Genomic DNA, 24,064 nt, shown 5'->3' on the forward strand with positions numbered 1-24,064 from the left:
ATCAATCACCCCTCTTATAATCTTCCCAAGATTGAATATAAATGGCTTTCAGACCAATATGGTTTAACTCCTGCTCAATTTTTTGTACTGCATTGATAAAGTCAGTATGATCTAAGCTACTATAAGCTTCACCTTGATTAATATTTTGCTCAACACTTTGAGCCAAGGCTATATTAAGACCGTTCGTTTTATCAATAATATTTTTCATAGTAGTTATCACAGTTTGTGCATTGTTAGAATACAGCATTACAACTATTTCTTTTAAATTAAGCTTTTGTAAGGTCATTCTATCTTTTTCGCTTAAATTTGTTAGATATCGCGGATGAATTGAGATTGATAATTCCTTTTTAGTTACGCTCCGCACTTTTTCAATAACATCTAGCAGTAAATTAAAACCATTTTCATTATTAGCTAACACTGCATCCGGTTCAATATCAAGATGAATTTCTTTAAATTCAAATTTTTCCATTTCTTTAGTGAGATCTATTAGTTCAGCCTGATGCTCCGGCAATAACCATGCTGAGTCACCTAATAATAATCCAACCTCCAGCCCATTAGCTTCCGCTTTTTTCAACAAATCTTTTAATTTTTGTTGGACTGGCGCTGCTTGTAATTGCTTTATTTCATCTTTATTAAACGATAATAATATTTTTTTAATCCCATTTTGCTGTAATTTAGCTATTTCAACGCCTTGTGAAATACTATTTAAAAAGGGAGCTGCTTGCCAAACATAAGTGCCAACTTTTAAGTTATTACTTATATTTTTGTTATTACTACTGACAATATTATTAATCCCCACCTCTGGGAACGTAAGTTTTGGTAAGTTACTAAAATCTAGCGGATTTTCCGTCACCAATTTAAAGTCATTAATATCAAGCCAAGCAAAATTCAATAAATTTCCTCTATTGACATTGCTACTATTAAGAATATAACTTTCATCGGCTTCACTACTTAAGCCGTTAGGGTAAACGAAGCTGACAACATCAATAGCAGCCGCTAAGAAGGTTTCTTCACGATTTAATAAATCTGTCGCCATCCGATAATATTGCGACTTGCTATTTTGAAATTGCTCAAAAGTATCACCCGGTAAAACTTTATGCCGTAATTTTTTTTCTCTAATGTCTTCTGCCAAAACAGTCAACCGTGCAATTTTGGAGTTAACATCCATTGCAGCAAATTTAGCAGTTAAAATAGCTTCTCTGACGCGACCATTCAAAGTCATCTCGATATAGTCTTGTTGCATCTTTGCACTAAGCAGTTGATTTTCTGCAATGATTTTATTTTGATCCTTTTTGCCAATAGTCCCAAAAGGTTCTGTTACATTTATTGCAATATAAGCTCCGGTACCGCTAGCACCAGGATAATCTTTGCTAACAGTTCCCCCAATAACTAAATTCCCTTCAGTATTGAGCTGTTTATATTGCCTTAGCATTTTTTGATATTGCTCTACTAATTTTGCTTGCAACTGAAATTCAGGATAATTATCCACAGCAAAAGTCTTGCCCGTTAACAGCGGTAATTTAGGTTCTTCGAGCGTTTCTGCTACTTGCCACTGACAACCGGTTGCTAAATTAATAATTTGTAACGCTTGACTTTGTTTTAGCTGCATTGCCACAAGATCACGCTTAACCTCTTCATAAATTGTCAAAAATTCCAATTTATCGACCGGTAATAACAAACCTTGCTTTTGTCGTTCTTCTAGCAATTTACTGGTAGCAACTTCAGTACTCAAAAATTGCTTGGCCAATTTTTCTTTTTGTTGTTCAATCCACAACGAAGCATAGGCCTTGCGAACAGCCACCAAATTATTTAAATTCACTAATTTGGCAAAATATTGCGAGTTGAACACTGTATTTTCCGACTGCATAATATCAATTTTTTCTTTGTTTTTACTACCTAATAGTGGTAGTACCAATCCGCCGGTAAAACTCAATTTATTATAACTATGCATCTGTGTACTAGTATCGGTAAGAGGTTCATTATTAGCGCCATAAGTTATTGTCCCAAATAATTTAGCGCCACTGCGTTGTTGTGCTAACACTAGCTTAGCCTCATCATTTGATAAATTTGCCATTGCAATAGATAGCGCTAAACCATTATCCAACTTTTCTTCGATCTGTTGTAATGATGACAGCTTAACAGTCGCGACCGGTGCTGCGGTCGCAACTGTCATAACCAAATTACCAGACATTGCAAACACTACTGCTACTACGGTACTTATTACTTTATGCCATTTGACCACTACAATAACCCCCTTATTCTTATTTACATACTCAAGCCTTCTTCTAACAATGGTTTTAAAAATTTGCCAGTATAAGAAGCTTCAACTGTGGTAATTTCCTCCGGGGTACCTTTAGCGACAATAGTGCCACCACCTTTACCGCCCTCTGGTCCTAAATCAACAACATAGTCCGCAGTCTTAATAACATCAAGATTATGCTCAATAACAATCACACTATCGCCACCTTCAACTAACTTTTGTAAAACTTCCAATAGTTTATGAATGTCCGCAGTATGTAAGCCCGTCGTTGGCTCATCTAAAATATATAATGTTTTTCCGGTACTGCGTTTTGCTAGCTCTGTTGCTAGTTTCACGCGTTGTGCTTCTCCGCCGGATAAGGTCGTCGCCGGTTGCCCTAGTTTTATATAACCCAACCCAACCTCTTTCAACACTTCCAGTTTTCGATGAATTTTCGGGATATTTTTGAAAAATTCCACCCCTTCATCTACTACCATATCCAAAACTTGCGCAATGCTTTTCCCTTTGTATTTAACCTCTAAGGTCTCTCTATTATAACGTGCGCCCTTGCAGACCTCACATGGTACATAAACATCTGGTAAAAAATGCATTTCTATCTTGATTATACCATCTCCACGACAGGCTTCACAACGCCCACCTTTAACATTAAAGCTAAATCGCCCCGGCTTATAGCCTCTAATTTTTGCTTCATTAGTCTGACTATATAATTCTCTAATATTATCAAATAACCCGGTATAAGTTGCCGGATTAGAACGTGGTGTCCGCCCAATGGGGGACTGATCGACATCAATAATTTTATCAATATGCTCAAAGCCTTTTATCGCTTTATGAGCACCGGCCCGCTGATGATTGCGATAAATTATTTTCGCCAAACCTTTATATAATATTTCATTAACCAAGGTACTTTTTCCCGAGCCCGAGACGCCGGTTACAGCCGTAAATAAACCAATCGGAAATTTTACACTGATATTTTTTAAATTGTTTTCTTTGGCCCCAATAATCTCTAGCCATTTTCCTTGAGCTTTTCTGCGTTTACTTGGTACCGGAATATATTTTTTGCGACTTAAATATTGTCCAGTTAGCGAATTGTTATTGTCTTTTATTTCTTCAACCGTTCCTTGCGCCACAATATGACCGCCACCAGCTCCTGCCGTCGGACCAATATCAATAATGTAATCGGCTGCATACATCGTATCTTCATCATGTTCCACGACAATTAAAGTATTACCTAAATCTCTTAAATGTGCCAGCGTTGCCAACAGCTTGTTATTATCGCGTTGGTGCAACCCAATGCTAGGCTCATCCAAAATATATAACACGCCAACCAATCCCGAACCAATTTGCGTAGCCAATCTAATGCGCTGCGCCTCTCCACCTGACAATGTACCGGCAGCTCGATCTAGCGTTAGATATTCTAACCCGACATCCAATAAAAAGCCTAGTCTAGCATTAATCTCTTTTAAAATCTGTGTGGCAATAATTTTTTCACGTTCCGTAAAAGAAATACTATTTAAAAAATCACGGCATTCCGCAATGGTAAAACAGGTTACTTCGTAAATATTTTTCCCTGCTATTTTAACCGCCAATGTTTCAGGTTTTAATCTTGCGCCATTACACGCCTTGCAAACTTTTTGCTTCATATATACTTCATACGCTTCTTTGGCTTCCATGGAATCAGTCTCAACATAACGGCGCTCTAAGATATTCATAACCCCCTCAAAGGGCGAATTATACTCTTTAGTCTCACCATACATATTTTCATAAGAATAACTAAAACTTTCCTCACTGCTGCCGTATAATAAAATGTTTTGAACAGCTTGAGAAAGCTCAGACCATTTATTGTTTATTGAATAACCATACTTCTCAACAACTGCATTAATTTGGCACATCGCATAAGAATTAATATTTTTTGATAACGGTAAAAATAACCCTTCACCAATAGTTTTATCAAGGTCAGGCATTACCAGTTCAAGATCAAATTCATTATCCATTCCTAAGCCACTACAAACCGGACAAGCACCATAGGGGCTATTAAAGGAAAACATTCTAGGGGCTATTTCCGGCAAAGACAAGCCACAGTCAATACAAGCAAAGTTTTGACTAAACATTAATTCTAATCCATCCAAAACTTGAATTAAGACCATGCCCTGACTTAAAGCTAAGGCTGTTTCTAATGAATCAGCTAACCGTCCTTCTATTTTGTCTCTAATAACTAATCTATCAACAACAACCTCAATAGTATGTTTTTTGTTTTTATCCAAGGTTATCTCATCATTAACATCATGCAAAGTACCATCAATTCTCACTCTGACATAACCATCTTTTTTTATCTCATCCAGTAACTTTTTATGTTCACCTTTTTTCCCTCTGATAATCGGCGATAATACCAAAACTTTACTTTGGTCTGGTATTAACATAATTTGATCCACCATTTGCTGAACTGTTTGCTTAGCAATTTCTTTACCACAATTTGGACAATGCGGTCTACCAGCTCTAGCAAATAATAATCGCAAATAATCATAAATTTCAGTTACTGTGCCAACCGTCGAACGCGGATTTTTATTAGTGGTTTTTTGATCTATTGATATTGCCGGCGATAATCCTTCAATATAATCAACATCAGGTTTATCCATTTGTCCCAAAAATTGACGAGCATAAGCCGATAATGATTCAACATAGCGCCGTTGACCTTCAGCATAAATTGTATCGAAGGCTAAGGATGACTTCCCGGAGCCACTTAACCCCGTTATAACGACTAATTTATCACGCGGTATTTCTACATTTATATTTTTTAAATTATGTTCTCTAGCACCTTTAACAATTAATTTGTCTTTCATAATTTCACCTACTTATTTTTGGCTTTTTTAGCGGGCAATTCGCCTTTTAATTCAATGATCATATCCCGTAAATTAGCAGCTAATTCAAATTGTAAATTTTTTGCGGCAGCTTGCATCTCTTGTTGCAACTTATCAATTAAATCCAGCTTATCTTTGGGACTTAATTTTCGTCCTTGTTTATTAGTATATTTAGCCGCTGTTTCAGCAACCTTAGTAGTTTCTATCATATTTTTAATGGTTTTTTGAATGGTCTGCGGAGTAATATTATGTTCAACATTATATTTTTGTTGAATCTCCCGCCGTCTTTTGGTTTCTTCAATTGCTCTTTTCATTGAGTCAGTAATATTATCAGCATACATAATAACTTTACCATTAGCATTGCGGGCGGCTCTCCCAATCGTTTGAATTAACGAAGTATCTGAACGCAAAAATCCTTCTTTGTCCGCATCTAAAATTGCCACCAAGGAAACCTCCGGCAAATCCAGTCCTTCTCGCAATAAGTTAATTCCAATTAAAACATCAAAAACACCCATTCTTAAATCTCTAATAATTTCAGCTCGTTCTAACGTTACAATATCAGAGTGTAAATAGCGTACTTTAATGCCCATTTCTTTTAGATAGTCAGTCAGATTTTCTGCCATTTTTTTCGTTAAAGTTGTTACTAATACACGTTCTTTTAACGGCAGTCTTAACTTAATTTCTCCTAATAAATCATCCATTTGTCCTTGTAATGGCTTAACCACTATGGCAGGATCAATCAGGCCGGTCGGTCTGATAATCTGCTGCACAACCTGACTGGCTTGCTCCAATTCATATTTAGCCGGCGTAGCAGAAACATAGATAATCTGATTAATTCTCTCATTAAATTCTTCAAAACGTAACGGTCTATTATCAAACGCAGAAGGCAATCTAAAGCCGTTATTAACTAATGCTTCTTTGCGCGCTCTATCACCGGCATACATTGCTCTAATTTGTGGCAATGTTACATGTGATTCATCAATAACAATTAAAAAGTCATCCGGAAAATAGTCAATCAGAGTAAAGGGTGATTCACCCGGTGCTCGTTTTGTTAAATGTCGCGAGTAATTTTCAACCCCTGAGCAATAACCCATTTCTAGCATCATTTCCAAATCATAACGAGTTCGTTGTTCTAATCTTTGCGCTTCTAATAATTTTCCTTCAGCTTTAAATTTTGCTAAACACTGTTCCAGTTCAGCCTCAATATCACCGGCTGCACGCAACATATTTTCTTTAGAGGTAACATAATGCGAAGCCGGATAAATGGAAATATGTTTACGCTCTGCCAATATTTCTCCGGTTAGTGCATCAGTCTCTAAAATCCTTTCAATCTCATCACCAAATAATTCTATTCTCAAGGCTTTTTCATTATACCCTGCCGGAAAAATTTCAATAACATCACCACGAACTCTAAACTTGCCTCTGACAAAATTAATATCATTACGCTCGTATTGAATGCTCACCAATTTGCGTAAAATAGCATCACGCTCATAAAACTGACCTTGTCTTAACGATAAGACCAACCCCTGATACTCATCCGGTGAACCTAAGCCATAGATGCAAGAAACACTGGCAACAATAATAACATCACGCCGTTCAAATAAAGAACACGTAGCAGAGTGACGTAATTTATCAATTTCATCATTAATCGAAGCATCTTTTTCAATATAAGTATCAGTATGTGCGATATAGGCTTCCGGCTGATAATAATCATAATAACTTACAAAATATTCTACGGCATTATCCGGGAAAAACTCTTTAAACTCACTGGCTAATTGTGCTGCCAATGTTTTATTATGAGCAATTACCAACGTTGGTTTTTGCACTCTTTCAATCGTCTTAGCAATCGTAAAAGTCTTACCGGTACCGGTCGCCCCCAATAAAACCTGACTAATCTGTCCATGGTCAAGCCCTTGCACCAAGCTTTCAATCGCCTTCGGCTGATCGCCCGTTGCAACAAACGGAGCTTTAACTTTAAATAAATTTTCGCCGTCCTGATAATTTGTCTGTAATTGAGGAACTTTCACCATAACGACCTCCAAAAACTGTAAATTAGCTATTCTTATTTTTCACCACTGCCAAAGCTTTAGCCAGTTGTACATCCGTTTTAGCATCTTTCGGTAACTCTACAATAATATTCGGCTCTATGCCAACTCCATCAATTGAGACATTGCTAGGAGTATAATATTTAGCAATAGTTAATTTAATAGCTTCAGCATTACCGATAGGAATAACCCCTTGCACCGACCCTTTACCATAAGATTTTGTTCCGACCAAAGTTCCGGCATTAGTATCTTTAATAGCTCCGGCCAAAATTTCGGCGGCACTGGCGCTCCCCCCATTTATCAATACTGCTAACGGGTAATTGATACTAGCTAAATTAGAGGAATAAACTTCCTTACTACCATCTTTATGCACTACCGATACTACCGGTCCTTGTGGCACAAATAAATTTGCCGCTGCTACGCTAGCCTGCAATAATCCCCCGGGATTACTGCGTAAATCCAAAACAAAGGCAGTCGCCCCTTTATTAATAAGTTCTTGATAAACCTTATTAAGCTCAGTAGCCGTTTTCTCACTAAACATCGCAATTCTGATATAACCAACATTATTATCAAGAATTTCTCCTTTTACGGTTTTAATTTCAATATTAGATCTAATTAAAATATAATCTTTTATTTCTTCCGCACGTTTGATTGAAAGCACTACCGTACTTCCTTGCGCTCCGCGAATTTTATTCACCGCTTCTTCCAATGAAAGCTCTTTAACATTAATCTGATCAATTGCTACAATAATATCGCCGGGCTTTATCCCTGCCAAAAATCCCGGAGTATCTTCAATTGGTGCTACTACCGTTAAATCTTTATCCTTAACCCCTAAGACTATCCCCACACCACCAAAATAGCCTTCCGTTTTCATTAACATTTCCTGATACATTTTCTTATCAAGATAAATCGAGTGTTCATCCCCTAGCGACTCCACCATTCCTTTAATCATACCAGCCACTAATTTATCACTTACAACATCATTAACATAACTTTTATTAATTAAGCTGTAAATACCCAATATTTTAATAGTATTTACCACACCAACTTTATTAAAACCCAACCCAAAATATAAGCCATTTAATACCACGAATACCGTCACCGCAATAATAACTATTATTTTAAAAATGTTCTTTTTAAAACTCACCACTACACCTCTTTTGGTTTTAAAAAAGCGCATTAAGAACATGCAAATGCAACGTTTCTAATGCGCTCATTAATTTAATTAATATTTTCTATAAATATCCACTCGGATCAACCGGTTCACCATTTTGTCTAACTTCAAAATGACAATGTGGTCCGGTAGAATACCCGGTAGAACCGGCTAAAGCAATTACTTGACCTTGACGAACTTGTTGTCCTTCGCTAACTGTCAGCTCTGAATTATGACCATATAAACTGGAAATTCCACCACCATGATCAATAATAACAGCGTAGCCATAGCCACCCATCCAGCCTGCAAAAATAACGGTTCCACTATCGGCAGCACTAATATTTTCACCATAATCAGCGCCAATATCAATCCCGCTATGATATCTGGCTGTTCCAAAAATCGGATGAGTTCGCCAACCATATGGTGATGTTATCGGTCCATTCAATGGCCAAATCATCCGGCCGGTCGACTGTACTGCACCACTGGTATGGCCTTGACTGGCTCTGATCATCTGCTCGATTTGTCGCGAAGTTTGCAATAGTTCTTGATAAGCTTGTTCAGCACTATCACGCTCACTAACCGCATTATCCAATAATTCTTTACGTTCTTGTTTTCTCAATTCAACTACCGCTTTTTTCTCTTCAGCTGCTTGCTCTAATACTTGGATAGCTTGTTTGTCATTTTCCAGCTCAGCTTTTTTATTTAAAATCAATTCACGCTCAGCTTTGATTTCACTAAATAAATTAACATCATGCTTCATAATCATCGTTAATAAGTCCATGCGACTGATTAAATCATTAAAATCATTAGCACCTAATAAAACATCAACATAACTAAGCTGCCCATTTTCATAAACATCACACAACCGTTTATTTAACACAACTTTACGCTTATCAAATGATTTCTGTGCTTTTGCCAAAATAATTTCATTTTCTTCAATTTTTTGCTCAGTCTCACCCAATTTCACCTTAATAGCTTTATATTCATTAGTCGCTGCATCCAGCTCCATTTGAATATTCCGCAATTGTTCTGAAATAGAGTCAACTTCTTGTTGCGCTTTGGCTATTTTACTTTTTTGGCTTTGCGCTTGATCTTGAACAGTGCTAAGTCTGCTCTCTAAAGAGTTCGCTAAGACCGTAAGATTAGTAACAACCGTAAAGCCTAACGATAACGCTAATGCCCAAACTTTTTTGTTTTTTATCATTATCTGACACCTACTAAACTTTCATGAATTTTTTAAGAGAAATAGCACTACCTAATGCTCCTATTATCATTCCTAAAACAATCAGCAATATCGTTAAATTAGTTAAAAATGGATATTGCGGTATCAATGGTAAAAACATAAATGATTGATATATTTGATTCGTAATGGCACTATAGCTAGTACGTAATACTAAGGTTGCTATTAACGCGCCCCCAAAGCCTAACGCCATTCCTTCCATAATAAAAGGCCAACGAATAAACCAATCAGTAGCTCCAACATACTTCATAATACCAATTTCTTTGCGTCTAGCAAACACCGTCAATCTAATGGTATTGGAAATTATAAATAATGTCGCAAATACTAAAAAGAGAATTAATACTACTCCAAATACCCTGATCATATGAGTAAGCTTAAATAATTGTTCAATTGCCTCTTGACCAAATTTAGCAGTTTTTACTCCCGGATATTCAGCAATCTCAGCTGCTGCACTTTTAACTTGTTCCGGCAGAGTCAACTTTACTTCGTAAGAGTATGGCAACGGATTAGCATCATCTAACGCATCCAGTAAATATTTTTGTTCACCTAATCGTTCTCTAAATCTTTCAATTGCTTCATCTTTAGTAACAAAGGTAATTTCTTCAACACCTTTGATTTTTTTTATGTTATTACCAATTTCATACCGTTCTGCTTCGGATAAATTATCTTCCAAATAAACATTTATTTGTACTTGTGATTCTAAATGAGCTGCCATATTATTTAAGTTCATAACCATTATTAAAAACAGCCCCAAAATCACCAAGGAAATAGCCACCGTCGTAATTGATGCAAAACTCATTAAGTTGTTTCTTTTCAGCGAAATAGCCGCTTCTTTTACAAAATATTCTAAGGTTCTAATCTTCATAACCGTATACCCCTCTCGCTTCGTCACGAATTATACGGCCATTTTCAATCGCAATAACCCTTTTTTTCATAGTGTCAACAATACTTTTATCATGCGTAGCCATAACAATAGTCGTACCATCTTTGTTAATCCGATCAAAGATTTTCATAATATCCCAAGAGGTCTCTGGATCAAGATTGCCCGTCGGTTCATCCGCAATAACCACCATCGGGTTATTAACAATCGCCCTAGCGATAGCAACACGTTGTTGCTCACCACCGGATAATTGAGTTGGAAAACTTTTAACCTTATCTTTTAGCCCCACCAAATCCAGCACAGTATTAACGCGCTTTTGCATTTCGCGTCGTGGCGCTTCTACGACTTGCATCGCAAAAGCTACATTTTCATACACTGTTTTATCTTGCAGCAACCGATAATCTTGAAAGATTATTCCTAGACCACGTCTTAAGTACGGCACATCTTTTAAGGTCATTTCCGTAACATTGCGTCCATTAACCACTAAGCTACCTTCTGATGGTAATTCCTCACGAAAAATCATCTTAATAAAAGTTGATTTCCCCGCTCCGCTTGGCCCTACCACGAACACAAATTCGCCTTTTTTTATTTCAATGTTAACATTTTCTAAGGCATTAGAGCCATTAGGATAACATTTTGAAACATTTCTCATACTAATCAAAACTAACTGTACCTCCTATTATCACTGCTAAATTTATTTATTTTGACATACTATGCTAAAATACCTTTTTATTTTCCAAAATAAAATCGCTTAATAATGATTATATCATATTAAGCGATTTTTATTGATATTATTTTTTAATAATTGTTTTTATCTATTTTTTCTTAGCCATAACTTCTTTAACTTTTAAGACAATGTCATTGCTAGTAAGTTTGTACTTTTTCAACAAATCGTTCGGCTTACCAGATTCACCAAAAGTATCATTCACCCCTAACCGTAACATCGGTACAGGATTATTTTCCACTAATACTTCAGCCACAGCACTACCTAATCCGCCAATAATGCTATGCTCTTCGCAAGTTACAATACACCCTGTTTCTTGTGCCGCTTTAACAATAGCATTAACATCAATCGGTTTAATAGTATGAATATTTAAAACTCTAGCTGAAATCCCCTCTTGAGCCAAAGTTTCTGCCGCTACTTTCGCTTCCGCCACCATAATGCCCGTAGCGATAATAGTAACATCAGTTCCTTCTTGCACCGTTACAGCTTTGCCTAATTCAAATTTATAATCAGCACTAAATAAATCCGGTACACTAGAGCGGCCTAATCTAATATAACATGGTCCTTTATACTCAGCAGCAAATTCAATAACTTTCTCAGTTTCAATCCCATCCGCCGGTACAATTACCGTCATATTCGGCAATGTCCGCATTAACGAAATATCTTCTATCGATTGATGGCTAGCACCATCTTCACCAACTGTTAACCCAGCATGAGTTGCCGCAATTTTAACATTCAATTTAGGATAACAAATCGAATTACGAATTTGCTCAAAAGCACGACCAGTAGCAAATACTGCAAAAGTCGACACAAACGGAATTTTACCGGCAGCGGCTAGACCAGCTGCTGTTCCCATCATATTTTGTTCAGCAATCCCGACATTAAAAAATCTTTCCGGATAAGCCTTACCAAAAACCTCTGTTTTAGTTGATTTTGATAAATCCGCATCTAAAACAATGACCTTATTATTTTTTCCGCCAACGGCAGCTAACGCTTTACCATAAGCCTCACGTGTTGCTATTCCCATCTTCTTTAACACCTCATCTTATTTATCTAAATCATCTAAGAACATTGCACATTCTTCAGCACTTGGCGCTTTGCCATGCCATCCGGCAACATTTTCCATTTTGCCAACACCTTTACCTTTTACCGTATTAGCAACAATCATCGTCGGTTTGCCTTTGCAAGCTTTCGCTGCCGCTACCGCTTCAGCAATTTGTGTAAAATCATGCCCATCAATCACAAGAACATTCCACCCAAATGCAGCCCATTTTTCCGGAATTGGTAATGGTGACATAACATCAGAAATTGCTCCATCAATTTGTAAACCATTAAAATCAACAAACGCTGTCACATTATCTAATTTATAATGACTGGCAAACATTGCCGCTTCCCATACCATTCCTTCTTCCAATTCACCATCACCTAGTACCGCAAAAATTCTGTTGTCGGTACCATCGATTTTACTAGCAAGCGCCATCCCATTAGCTGCACTTAAGCCTTGTCCTAGTGAACCCGTAGACATATCAATCCCCGGTAAATCTTTCATGCTAGGATGACCTTGTACTCTACTATTAATTTGTCTTAACGTCATTAGCTCTTCCTTGGGGAAAAAGCCTTTTTCCGCTAAGGTCGCATACAGTACCGGTGCGGCATGACCTTTACATAAGACAAAACGATCACGATCAGCTTTTTGCGGATTGCTAGAATCAACATTCATCTCATTAAAATATAAATACACTAAAATATCAGTAGCTGATAACGATCCGCCGGGATGTCCCGAATTCGCCTCTGTTATCATTTTGACAATATTTTTGCGGATTGTCTTTGCAACGCCTTGCAATTGACAGATTTTTTCTGTTGTTATTTTTTCACTCATCTGGTTTTAGCCTCTCCTTCTATTCTTTCATCAGTCTAGGACGTGGCTTACTGCTGAAACCTTCTCCCAATACTTCTTGAGCATCCGTTACAATAATAAACGCTTGTGGATCATGCTGATAAATTAATTCTTTTAGTTGAGTGACTTCACTTGTTTCTACCACACACAGCAACAATTCTCGGTCTTGACCGGTATAGCCACCCTTGCCTTGTAAAAAAGTAACGCCCCTATCAACTTCCTTTAAAATTCCCTCAGCCAAAAGCTCCGGCTCTGCTGCCATAATAAAAAACGCTTTACTATTATTCGGGCCTTCTTGCACTAAATCTATTATTTTAGCAGTAACAAAAATTGCGATAATAGCATACAATGCCAATTCCGGACTTTTGAATACAATCCCCGCAAATGCCACCACAAAAAAATCTAAAATTAATAACGCTTGACCGACTGTAATATTAAAAATCTTGTGTAATATTGCTGCCGCCAAGGCCGTACCGGCTGTATTACCACGAAAGCGGAAGACCAACCCCATCCCAACACCAACTAACAACCCACCATAAATTGAATTAAGCAAAATATCATGAGTCAAAGTTGGCGTATATGGTGCAAATACATCGACCAATACCGCTAAGGCAATCGCTCCATATAAAGTCTTCAGCCCATATTTAGCACCAAGAATCTTTATTCCTATAATAAACAACGGCACGTTAAAAATCAACATTAAGCTACCAACTGATAACCCGGATAAATAATGCAACACCGTTGCCAAACCTGTGATACCGCCAGCCGCTATTTTGTTAGGCACAAAAAACATATTAATGCCAATTGCAACTATGGCAATCCCAATTGTCATCCCCAGATACCGTCTTATCTTTTTTTGCATATCAAACCTCTAACCATTATAAAATACTTCATTACAGAAGACGGATTCAGATAGCCTCGCCACCTGAATCCGCAAAATCACCGGTTATATTTTTTATTTCAGCTGCTTATTAATTAAACCAAGTGCTAATTCTGCATTAGAAAATGCCGCTTTCTTAAGCTTTTGTAGCAAAACTTCATCTTTCTTCTCAGTTTGCTTTTCCTGCCATTTTAACTTGATTTGTTCTATAACTTTATCCGGTTTTAGACTTAGTAAGCACCCTGTACTTTCTTCGCCAATCGATTCTAAAAATCTGTCAATCTTCGGATCATAAGATATCCCAATCATTGGAACCCCCATTACTCCGGCAAAAATAAGCGCGTGGAGCCTTATTCCCATCAATAAATCTAAATTACCGACAATTGATAACAGCTCACTAGTATTATATTCTTCATTTAAAATAATAACATCTTTTTGCATTTTTTGCGCTATTTTTTCTGCAGCTTTAACATCTTCCGGATATTGCATTGGAATAAACACAACCTTAGCTCCCAGTTGAACATTAATTTCATCGGCAACTTTTGCTAAGACCTCTTTATAATGATCCCATTCGTACCATTCCCTCACCGAAATACCAATTACCGGTTCATTCAAAATATTATATTTAGCCAAAATCTTTTGACCAACAGTTTTATCAACTTTTTCAATGGCTAAGACCGCATCCGCTGTACAATAAATCGGCGTTTTCGTAATCCCCAGTTCCGCTAATTCTTCCACCGAGCCTTCATCACGAACCGTTATCAAATCCACTTTATTCCCCATCAGTTTCATGATTTGTTTGGCTCTTTTACCGGTTATCGGCCCAATCCCTTGGGCATAGAGCATCACCGGTTTTCCTAACATTTTTCCTAACACCATGATACTAATATAATAATATAAACTTCTGGCGCTTGTCACATCCTGTAATAAGCTACCGCCACCACTGATTACTAAATCACTATTTTTTATCGCTTTGGCAATATCATAATAATTTAACCAATAAACCGCCCTAACCCCATGACGTTTAATTGTATCTTGCGGATCACCGGAAATTACAGTTATGTGCAAAGAGTCATCAAGTTTACTCAAAACTTCAATCATTGCTGCCAACATTGCTTCATCACCAGCGTTTTTAAACCCATAGTAACCCGAAATAACAATTTTACTCATTATCGTTGTTGCTCCTTCCTAATAAAGGAACACGCATTATATAAAACATGAGCACCTAACAAAGCTATTAAACCAATCCCCGCACCTAAAATTATTCCACCTAATCCTCGCATGAACGACATGAAAATTGGTGTTCTAATATGTGCAAAAGTTTCAACTAACGAACCTTGACCAATGGTTGCAACAATTACTAAGGTATAAAATAATAAATTAGGCCATTTTCGATAAAAAGCCATAACTGCCAACATAAAAGCAGGATGACCAATTAACAATTCTTTCGATCTTGGTCTAGCATATAGTAATTGTTCTAAAAATGCTCTAAATTTAAGTTCTGCTGCCGGTACCGGTACGCCATAAGTATGCCCGGAGCGTCCGACAAAAATCAGACCAGCCAAAGCAACAAAAGCAAAGGCAACTAAGCTTTTTACATAAATCGGATAATTTAATACTTTTTTTATTTGCGCTATCGCATTGCCTTTATAATCTTCACCATCAAACAAATTAAATCTTACTAAATAACTAAAAGTTACTAATATTAATGGTAAAACAAACGTTACTTTTACTCCACGATACATATTTACTTCCAGCAAATATTTGATATCGCCTAATAATGCCCCCACATAAAAACCGCCAATAAATGATAATGCACCAGTAATCATAATACCACTTAACGCCAATACCATTATCTTTTTTAGTGAGCTTTGAATTTTCGATGCTTTCCACTTATCCATTTGATAAGTCATTGCCAAAACCGGAAATAAATTAGCGGCTGCTAACGCTGCCATACTACGCGCAAAATTGCCTTGCCCCATAACAATCGGTATTGCTAGGATTGCAGCAACAAAAAACATTATCATATATTGATACTTCGGATCAAATGGTTTTAGTAATGTTAAATATAACACTCCCGCTGCACTAACACCCAAGCACATTAAAATTAATAATAATTTATTAGGAAAATAATATTGATAAGTGCCGGCTCTATCCACCACAAAACCATTTTCCACTAATTTATCATGCACACCTTTAAAGTAAGTTAGATTAGTTTCTAATAAGCTCATTCCAGTTTTTGCTTCTTCAAAGCTTCGCATTAAATTAACCCTAATATTACGTTCCTGATCAGTATTTAACCAGCGCTCTAAAGCGTCATCAATACTCATTTTACGTTGCTCATCTTTGGGAATAACATAAACGCGAGCTGCTAAATAGTCAACTTTTTCCGCTAATTCTAACAAGCCATCTTGTTTTAAAAATTGTAATTGTTGCGGATGCTCAACCATTCCTAGCGTATAATTTGCTGCTTTGAACTTAAGTGCAGTCTCATTTAACAATTTAGGTTGTCCTAAAACTTCATCCCCGGAAAATATCACTGTCGAAATATTATGTCCGGCCATCTTGCCAAAAACATATTCAATATCATCGGCTTGAACCTTACTATAATTACTTGGTCTTGCCACAATATAAAATCCGGCATTTTCAACCTTGTTTAGCTCTTCCGTTGACAAGCCCAAATTCCATTTAATAGCCTTCTCATAATTTGCCTTAACCGCTAACACTTCTTTACCGTTAATGTTAAGACTATTTACTCGCTCTAAACTCAACCGTCTGATCAAATCAGCCTTTACTTCTTGTAAAGTGTTGTAATCTTTCCCGGTTACATAAATTTCTTCAACCTTGACTTGGCCTTGTTCAACTAGAGCTCGCCAACTATTATCACTCAAACTACCGGAATTATAACTTTGCAATAAGGCTGCTCCGGAAACAGTACTAACCTTACCGCTTTCATTTAGTTTTTTCAAACTGGTTTCATATACTGCCAACGAAGTTATTCCAGCTGTTTTAAGTTCTGTCAAAACCTTATCCAGTGGTACACCCTCTAATTGCGACAACTCCACCGCATCTTCATAATCAAGAACCATTTCCACAACACTATTGTTTTCTTCAACTATATGACGTTGCCAGCCTACTACCAATGCCGAAATTAAGCCTATGATAATAAAACCAATCAACCAGCGATTATATTTAAATCCACTCAAACTCTTCTCCACCTTATTTAAAATTGACTTTTAAGTAAGCCTCTATAAATAAATCAATCTCGCCATCCATAACCGCTTGTGTGTTACCGGTTTCGGCACTAGTACGATGATCTTTAACCATATTATAAGGGTGAAATACATATGACCGAATTTGACTTCCCCACTCAATAGCCTGATAATCACCGGCAATATCGGCTTTAGCTTCAGCTTTTCTTTGTCGTTCTAATTCAAAGAGCTTTGCCCGCAACAAGTGCATACATTTTTCTCTATTTTGGATTTGTGAACGTTCGCTTTGGCACTGTACAACCACGCCAGTCGGTAGATGAGTCATCCTAACTGCCGAGTCAGTCTTATTGATATGCTGTCCCCCAGCACCACTAGCCCGATAAGTATCAACTCTGACATCAACCATATTAATTTCAACTTCAACAGTATCATCAATCTCCGGCATAACATCAATCGCCGCAAAGGAAGTATGCCGTCTAGCATTAGAATCAAACGGCGATATTCTTACTAAGCGATGAACACCTTTTTCCGCTTTTAAATAGCCATAGGCATTTTTACCGGAAATTAATAATGTTGCGCTTTTCACGCCGGCATCATCTCCGGCTAAAAAGTCCAAGGTTTCAACTTTATAACCACGGCGCTCTGCATATCGCACATACATCCGCAATAACATTTGTACCCAATCTTGCGCTTCCGTACCACCGGCACCGGCATGTAGTGTCAAAATTGCGCTGTTAGCATCGTATTCTCCTGACAACATCAAGTCTAGCTCCAAGCTCTCAATTAGTTGAGTTAACTCTTTTAAATTATCACTAACTTCAGCATAGACACTTTCATCTTGATCTTCCATGCCCATTTGCCACAAAATATTCATGTCTTCATATTTATCATTAATCATACTATATTTGTTAACACTATCTTTAAAGCCGTTTAACTCCTGCATCACTACTTGGGCTTTGTCAGGCTCATCCCAAAAACCAGGTTCACTGATTTTATATTCTAGCTCCGCTATTTTTGCTTCTTGTGTAGCAATGTCAAAGAGAAGCCCTCATTTCATCTAGCTTTTGACGCATATTAGCAATTGGCACTCTCAAATCTTCTAAAAGCATAAATTCACTCCCTGCTATTTTCTAATTATTACCGCAAGGGGCTCTTAACCTTTTACGAAAATAAAAGATTAGAGCCCTTGTTTAAATTATTTATTTTCTGCCCCACAACATTTTTTAAATTTTTTACCAGAACCACATGGACACAAATCATTACGTCCAGTAGTTTCGCCATTTACAACCGGCTTTTTGCTATCTTCTTCAGCACTAATATCTGCATGTACTTCCTTCGCATCTTTTAAATGATCCTCCGGTTGAACCACAATATTAACTTGGAACACAGTTCTGGCAATTTCTTCTTGAATGTTGGCAATCATTCTCTCAAACATATCAAACGCTTCAATTTTATATTCAATTAATGGATCGCGTTGACCATAAGCTCGTAAAGTAATCCCTTCGCGCAACATGTCCATATGATCCAAATGCTCAATCCATTTATTGTCGACAACTTTCAGCATTACAACTTTTTCAAGTTCCCTCATACCGTCTGCACCGAACATTGCTTCTCTTAAATCATAAGCTTCTTTAGCTACACTATAAAGTTCGTCTTTAAGCTCATCACGACTGAACTTTTCGAGTTCTTCCGGCACTAACCGTCCTTTTGGTGCAAATAAATTAGTACAACTTTCTGCTAAACTATTCACATCCCAATCTTCCGGATACAGTTTTTCATTAGCATAAAGATCCATATATTGATCAATCATTTGATTAATCATACTCATAATATTTTCTTTTAAGCCCTCGCCCATTAAGATTTGACGGCGTTGACCATAAATAACTTCACGTTGCTGATTCATAACATCATCATATTGTAAAACATGTTTACGAATATCAAAGTTACGTCCTTCAACTTTCTTTTGTGCTTGTTCAATAGATCTGGTAATCAATTGATGTTCAATTGGTTCATTTTCATCCATCCCCAATTTATCCATAATGGAGGCAATATTATCAGAACCGAATAATCTCATTAAATCATCTTCTAATGATAAATAGAAGCGTGATGATCCATTATCACCTTGACGACCAGCCCGACCACGTAACTGATTATCAATTCGTCGACTTTCGTGACGTTCCGTACCAATAATATGTAAACCGCCCAGTTCCGCTACACCTTCACCTAATACTATGTCAGTACCGCGACCAGCCATATTAGTAGCAATAGTCACCGCACCTTTTTGTCCAGCACCGGAAATAATTTGTGCTTCCATCTCATGATATTTAGCATTTAGCACATTATGCTGAATGCCACTTTTTTTCAAAACAATACTTAACTCTTCCGATTGTGCAATAGAAGTTGTCCCTACTAACACCGGTTGACCTTTCGCATTGGCTTCTTTTATGGCCTCAATAACAGCTTTGTATTTAGCTTTCTTAGTTTTATAAATAACATCAGGAAAGTCAACCCTAGCAATTTCTTTGTTTGTTGGAATAACAATTACCGGCAACCCATAAATTTTTAAGAATTCATCTTCTTCGGTTTTCGCCGTACCAGTCATACCAGCTAATTTACCATACATTCTAAAATAATTTTGGAAGGTAATTGCCGCTAAAGTTTGGCTTTCACGCTCAACTTTAACCCCTTCTTTAGCTTCAATCGCTTGATGTAAACCGTCAGAATAACGGCGACCAAACATCAATCGACCAGTGAATTCATCAACAATAACAACTTCACCATCGCGAACCACATAATCTCTATCACGATGCATTAACGCCTTGGCTCTTAAGGCTTGGTTAAAATGATGTGACAATTCTATATTTTCATGGTCATAAAGATTAGTAACATTTAACGCTTTCTCAATTTTGGCAATACCAAACTCTGTTGGCAATACAGCTTTCGCCTTCTCATCAACGGTATAGTCTTCGCCTTCTTTTAATTGAATAATAGCTTTGGCAACAACGCCATATAATTCAGTAGATTTATCGCCAGGCCCCGAAATAATAAGTGGCGTTCTCGCTTCATCTACTAAAATACTGTCAACCTCATCGACAATCGCATAGTTCAATTCCCGTTGAACCATTTGATCAGCGTAAATAACCATATTGTCACGCAAATAGTCAAACCCAAATTCATTATTAGTACCATAAGTAATATCTGCACTATAAGCTTCTTTTCGCTCATTGAAGCTTAAGCCATGGACAATTAATCCTACCGATAACCCTAAGAAACGATAAAGTTTACCCATCCATTCACTATCACGTTTTGCCAAGTAATCATTAACAGTAATAATATGAACACCATTACCAGTTAACGCATTTAAATAAGTTGGCAACGTTGCTACTAAAGTTTTACCTTCACCGGTACGCATTTCAGCAATTTTTCCTTCATGCAAACAAATACCGCCCAATAATTGCACATCAAAATGACGCATCCCTAACACACGACGCGACGCCTCACGTACTACCGCAAACGCTTCTGGTAATATATCTTCTAAACTTTCGCCATTTTCAATTCGTTCTTTGAAGTAGGCAGTTTTTGCTACTAATGAAGCATCACTAAGTCCTTCTAAGCTAGGCTCTAGTTCATTGATTTTCTCCACATATTCCATCATTCTTTTTATTTCTTTTTCGTTATTATCGCCAAAAATTTTCTTTAAAAAACCAAACAAAAAGTCTCACTCCTCAAAATCGGAAATTTAGCCGATTGCATTATTATACCTATTTTAAAATCTTATCAAAAAACCACCCATAAGTCAAAAACAGTTTTGAGATTCTTGGTTAAAACATTTTTAACACAAAGCTCTCGAAGGTTACACAAAGAACACTAAGGGACATTCGGTCTTAGCGACCTTGATGCCAATGTCCTCTAGGGACTTTTCATAAAACCCTTTGTGAACTTCGTGACTTCTTTGTGTTCTTCGTGTTTAAAATCTTTTCCTCTCACAACCTATCCCACCATCGTTCAGCAATCGTTTAACCATAGTTACCCTATCGTTTTCAACTATTGTTCAAAAACCATTTCATAAGAAAAGACCTCGCTAGGCGAGGTCTTTGATTTTATTTACTTAAGATTCAGGATCGATCAAGCCATATTTACCATCTTTACGACGATATACTACATTGACCGCTTCTGTTTTAGCATCACGGAAAACAAAGAAATCATGATTGATTAAATTCATTTGCATAATAGCTTCTTGAATATCCATTGGTTTTACCGCGAAACGTTTTGTTTTCACAACTTGGAAATCTTCAACTTCCGGCGCTTCTTTTATTTCTTCAACAACAGCTTCTTTAAAGCTTACTTGACGGAACTTACGAGCTAATTTTGTTTTATGTTTTTCAATTTGTCTTTCTAATTTTTCAACAACTAAATCAATAGATGTATACATATCCATGGTGGATTCTTCACCACGTAACAAGATACCATTTATTGATACTGTAACTTCAACAATATGGCGACCTTTAGTCACTGCCAAAAGTACAGTAATTTCGCTAACAGCGTCAAAGTACTTACTTACCTTTCCAACTCTTTTTTCTACATAGTCTTTTAAAGCGGGTGTGATTTCAATGTTTTTTCCTCTAATAGTGAATGTTGTCATAACCTACATCCCCTTTCTGGTTCTATGTTATATATATTCTCCATTTATTCTGAAATTCCTACCAATATTTAGCCAATAAATATATTTTATAAAATATATTATTTTTTATAAAACAAACTAATTATTAATTTGAAATTTCATTTTCATTATACAATATTTCCCTTGTTTTTGAAAGAGCCTCCATATTAAGCCCAAATATTTTTTATTATTATAACAACAAAAAATACCCGGCTATAATAGCCGGGTATTTACGTTTTATTATTAAGCTGTTTTTGTAACGTTTGCAGCTTGAGGTCCACGAGCACCGTCAACGATTTCAAACTCAACGCCTTGTCCTTCAGCTAAAGTCTTAAAACCTTCATCTTGGATTGCTGAAAAATGTACGAATACATCTCCGCCATCTTCTCTTTCGATAAATCCATAACCTTTTTCTGCGCTAAACCATTTAACTTTACCTATCATTAGAAACTCCTCCTAGAAATAAACTGGTACGTTATTTACAACGACCATAGTTAAGATTATACTCTTCATAAATAAATTTGTCAACATTTTACTTTTTATCCGAAAACTAATCTCTACCATATAAGAACTTACTACTAAAACACTAAAACATCAGTATAATCAGGCTTAAAGTACATAAACAGTTTGCCTAATTTTTTATAACACCTTTGATAAAAATAATTTTGTTCGCTCTTCTTGAGCATTACTGAAAATCTCTGTCGGAGTTCCAACTTCCACAATTTTACCTTCATCCATAAAAATAACTCTATCGCCAACTTCTCTGGCAAAGCCCATCTCGTGAGTTACTACTACCATAGTCATGCCCTCTTTAGCCAAGGCATTCATTACTTCCAATACTTCATTAACCATTTCCGGATCAAGCGCAGAAGTAGGTTCATCAAACAACATCAATTTAGGTTTCATTGCCAAAGCTCGAGCAATCGCTACCCGTTGCTGTTGACCACCTGATAATTGTGCTGGATAAGCTTCTGCTTTATCAGCCAATCCAACTTTTTCTAATAACTTCAACGCTTCTTGCTTTGCTTGTTCCTTAGTTTCTTTACGAACCTTCATCGGTGCCAACATAATGTTTTCTAATACAGACATATGCCCAAATAAATTAAAGCGTTGAAACACCATCCCAACTTCTTCACGAACTTTATTAATGTTGGCATCACTATTCAGTGGAATATTATCAACAACCACTTCACCATCAGTTGGTTTTTCTAAGTAATTAATGCAGCGTAACAATGTACTTTTACCAGAGCCACTTGGCCCAATAATAACAACAACTTCTTTTTCCGCTACGGTTAAATCAATACCCTTTAGTACTGCTAATTTTCCAAAGTTTTTATGTAAATTATTAATTTTTATCATCTATTTTATACCTCCGCTCCAAATACGCTACAAAGCGGGAAATAACAAAGGTCATCGCTAAATAAATAACCGCTACACTCAGCCATATTTCCAAAGAACCATATGTTCTAGCAATAATCAATTGTCCTCGTCTGGTTAATTCCTCAAAGCCAATTACGGAAACCAATGAAGAATCTTTTAGCATCGCAATAAATTCATTACCCAACGGTGGTATTACTCTTTTAAAAGCTTGCGGGACTATAATATAATACATTGTTTGTCCCCATGTCATTCCCAAAGAACGTCCGGCTTCCATTTGCCCTTTATCAATCGACTCAATACCGGCCCGAAAAATCTCCGCAACATAAGCACCGCTATTAATACTACAAGCCGTAATAGCAGCAACCAACGGATCAACTCTAACTCCCGTTATCATTGGCAATGCAAAATAAATTATGAAAATCTGCACCAACAAAGGAGTTCCTCTAATAAAGTCAACATATAACGAAGCCAACATTTTAACTAGCCATAACTTACTCATTCTCGCAATGCTAGCTACTAACCCAATCAGTAAACCAAAGCCCACACTTAAAGCTGTGATTTTAATTGTAACTAAAGCGCCCTCTAATAATAGCGGAAAAGAATTTACCACTAAGGCAAAATTAAAATCCATTCAAACTCACCCTACCTATTTTTATTACTTGATTATTTTTATTACAAGAAATTAACGCTTTATCACAACCTACATCATAGTTTTCTTTTCCATTCCTAAAATAAGCCCTACTAAGCCCATTTTATTAACAATGTAATAATTATAACACAAGAGAATATTAGGAACAATAGTGAACCGGTTGTTAAACACTTGTGAAACAATAGCGAAACAGTGGAAATAACATTATTTCGTAATAATAATTTTGTTG

18 protein-coding genes are annotated in these 24,064 nt (G+C 36.7%); all 18 read right to left on the bottom strand.

Translation table 11 applies throughout. The annotated features are described in order from the left end of the window. Position 1: 1 nt before the first annotated feature. A complete protein-coding gene (locus KBI38_04020) occupies positions 2-2,242 on the bottom strand; it encodes a TolC family protein (protein MBP8629235.1) in 2,241 nt (746 codons plus the stop codon). 23 nt (positions 2,243-2,265) lie between these two features. Then, the gene (gene uvrA / locus KBI38_04025) at positions 2,266-5,097 is read right to left on the bottom strand and encodes an excinuclease ABC subunit UvrA (GenBank protein MBP8629236.1); all 2,832 of its coding nucleotides are present in this window, start codon (positions 5,095-5,097) and stop codon (positions 2,266-2,268) included. An 8-nt stretch (positions 5,098-5,105) separates the two neighbouring features. Further along, the gene (gene uvrB / locus KBI38_04030) at positions 5,106-7,145 is read right to left on the bottom strand and encodes an excinuclease ABC subunit UvrB (protein MBP8629237.1); all 2,040 of its coding nucleotides are present in this window, start codon (positions 7,143-7,145) and stop codon (positions 5,106-5,108) included. A gap of 22 nt (positions 7,146-7,167) precedes the next feature. Then, positions 7,168-8,307, bottom strand: coding sequence for a S41 family peptidase (locus tag KBI38_04035; GenBank protein ID MBP8629238.1), 1,140 nt, complete (start codon positions 8,305-8,307; stop codon positions 7,168-7,170). 88 nt (positions 8,308-8,395) lie between these two features. Continuing rightward, positions 8,396-9,517 carry a peptidoglycan DD-metalloendopeptidase family protein gene (locus tag KBI38_04040; protein MBP8629239.1) on the bottom strand — a complete coding sequence of 374 codons (1,122 nt, stop codon included), beginning with the start codon at positions 9,515-9,517 and terminating at the stop codon, positions 8,396-8,398. A 13-nt stretch (positions 9,518-9,530) separates the two neighbouring features. Next, positions 9,531-10,418 carry a permease-like cell division protein FtsX gene (ftsX, locus tag KBI38_04045; GenBank protein MBP8629240.1) on the bottom strand — a complete coding sequence of 296 codons (888 nt, stop codon included), beginning with the start codon at positions 10,416-10,418 and terminating at the stop codon, positions 9,531-9,533. After that, on the bottom strand, positions 10,408-11,094 hold the full coding sequence (ftsE, locus tag KBI38_04050; GenBank protein ID MBP8629241.1) for a cell division ATP-binding protein FtsE: 687 nt from the start codon (positions 11,092-11,094) through the stop codon (positions 10,408-10,410). The genes ftsX and ftsE overlap by 11 nt, the downstream gene beginning before the upstream one ends. Before the next feature lie 154 nt (positions 11,095-11,248). Continuing rightward, positions 11,249-12,184, bottom strand: coding sequence for a transketolase family protein (locus KBI38_04055; GenBank protein ID MBP8629242.1), 936 nt, complete (start codon positions 12,182-12,184; stop codon positions 11,249-11,251). 18 nt (positions 12,185-12,202) lie between these two features. Beyond that, positions 12,203-13,036: a transketolase gene (locus KBI38_04060; GenBank protein MBP8629243.1), complete on the bottom strand. Its 834-nt coding sequence runs from the start codon at positions 13,034-13,036 to the stop codon at positions 12,203-12,205. 19 nt (positions 13,037-13,055) lie between these two features. Then, positions 13,056-13,916, bottom strand: a complete 861-nt coding sequence (locus KBI38_04065) for a YitT family protein (GenBank protein MBP8629244.1) — start codon at positions 13,914-13,916, stop codon at positions 13,056-13,058. A gap of 93 nt (positions 13,917-14,009) precedes the next feature. Further along, on the bottom strand, positions 14,010-15,104 hold the full coding sequence (gene csaB / locus KBI38_04070; GenBank protein MBP8629245.1) for a polysaccharide pyruvyl transferase CsaB: 1,095 nt from the start codon (positions 15,102-15,104) through the stop codon (positions 14,010-14,012). Beyond that, positions 15,104-17,140 (bottom strand): hypothetical protein, encoded by a 2,037-nt coding sequence (locus tag KBI38_04075; protein MBP8629246.1) that lies wholly within the window; start codon positions 17,138-17,140, stop codon positions 15,104-15,106. Before KBI38_04075 ends, csaB begins: the two co-directional genes overlap by 1 nt. A 13-nt stretch (positions 17,141-17,153) precedes the next feature. Beyond that, a protein-coding gene (prfB, locus tag KBI38_04080) for a peptide chain release factor 2 (protein ID MBP8629247.1) occupies positions 17,154-18,255 on the bottom strand; the annotation gives its coding sequence in 2 pieces (ribosomal slippage) (positions 17,154-18,182 and positions 18,184-18,255; 1,101 coding nt in all). 86 nt (positions 18,256-18,341) lie between these two features. Continuing rightward, positions 18,342-20,858 carry a preprotein translocase subunit SecA gene (gene secA / locus KBI38_04085; protein ID MBP8629248.1) on the bottom strand — a complete coding sequence of 839 codons (2,517 nt, stop codon included), beginning with the start codon at positions 20,856-20,858 and terminating at the stop codon, positions 18,342-18,344. 396 nt (positions 20,859-21,254) lie between these two features. Next, complete coding sequence (gene raiA / locus KBI38_04090) at positions 21,255-21,788, bottom strand: ribosome-associated translation inhibitor RaiA (protein ID MBP8629249.1); 534 nt, start codon at positions 21,786-21,788, stop codon at positions 21,255-21,257. Between the two features lie 261 nt (positions 21,789-22,049). Continuing rightward, complete coding sequence (locus KBI38_04095; GenBank protein MBP8629250.1) at positions 22,050-22,250, bottom strand: cold shock domain-containing protein; 201 nt, start codon at positions 22,248-22,250, stop codon at positions 22,050-22,052. A gap of 195 nt (positions 22,251-22,445) precedes the next feature. Further along, the gene (locus KBI38_04100; protein ID MBP8629251.1) at positions 22,446-23,165 is read right to left on the bottom strand and encodes an amino acid ABC transporter ATP-binding protein; all 720 of its coding nucleotides are present in this window, start codon (positions 23,163-23,165) and stop codon (positions 22,446-22,448) included. Beyond that, positions 23,152-23,817 carry an amino acid ABC transporter permease gene (locus KBI38_04105; GenBank protein ID MBP8629252.1) on the bottom strand — a complete coding sequence of 222 codons (666 nt, stop codon included), beginning with the start codon at positions 23,815-23,817 and terminating at the stop codon, positions 23,152-23,154. Before KBI38_04105 ends, KBI38_04100 begins: the two co-directional genes overlap by 14 nt. Positions 23,818-24,064 lie beyond the last annotated feature (247 nt).

The organism is Negativicutes bacterium (genome assembly GCA_018052945.1).
Taxonomy (GTDB): Bacteria; Bacillota; Negativicutes; order JAGPMH01; family JAGPMH01; genus JAGPMH01.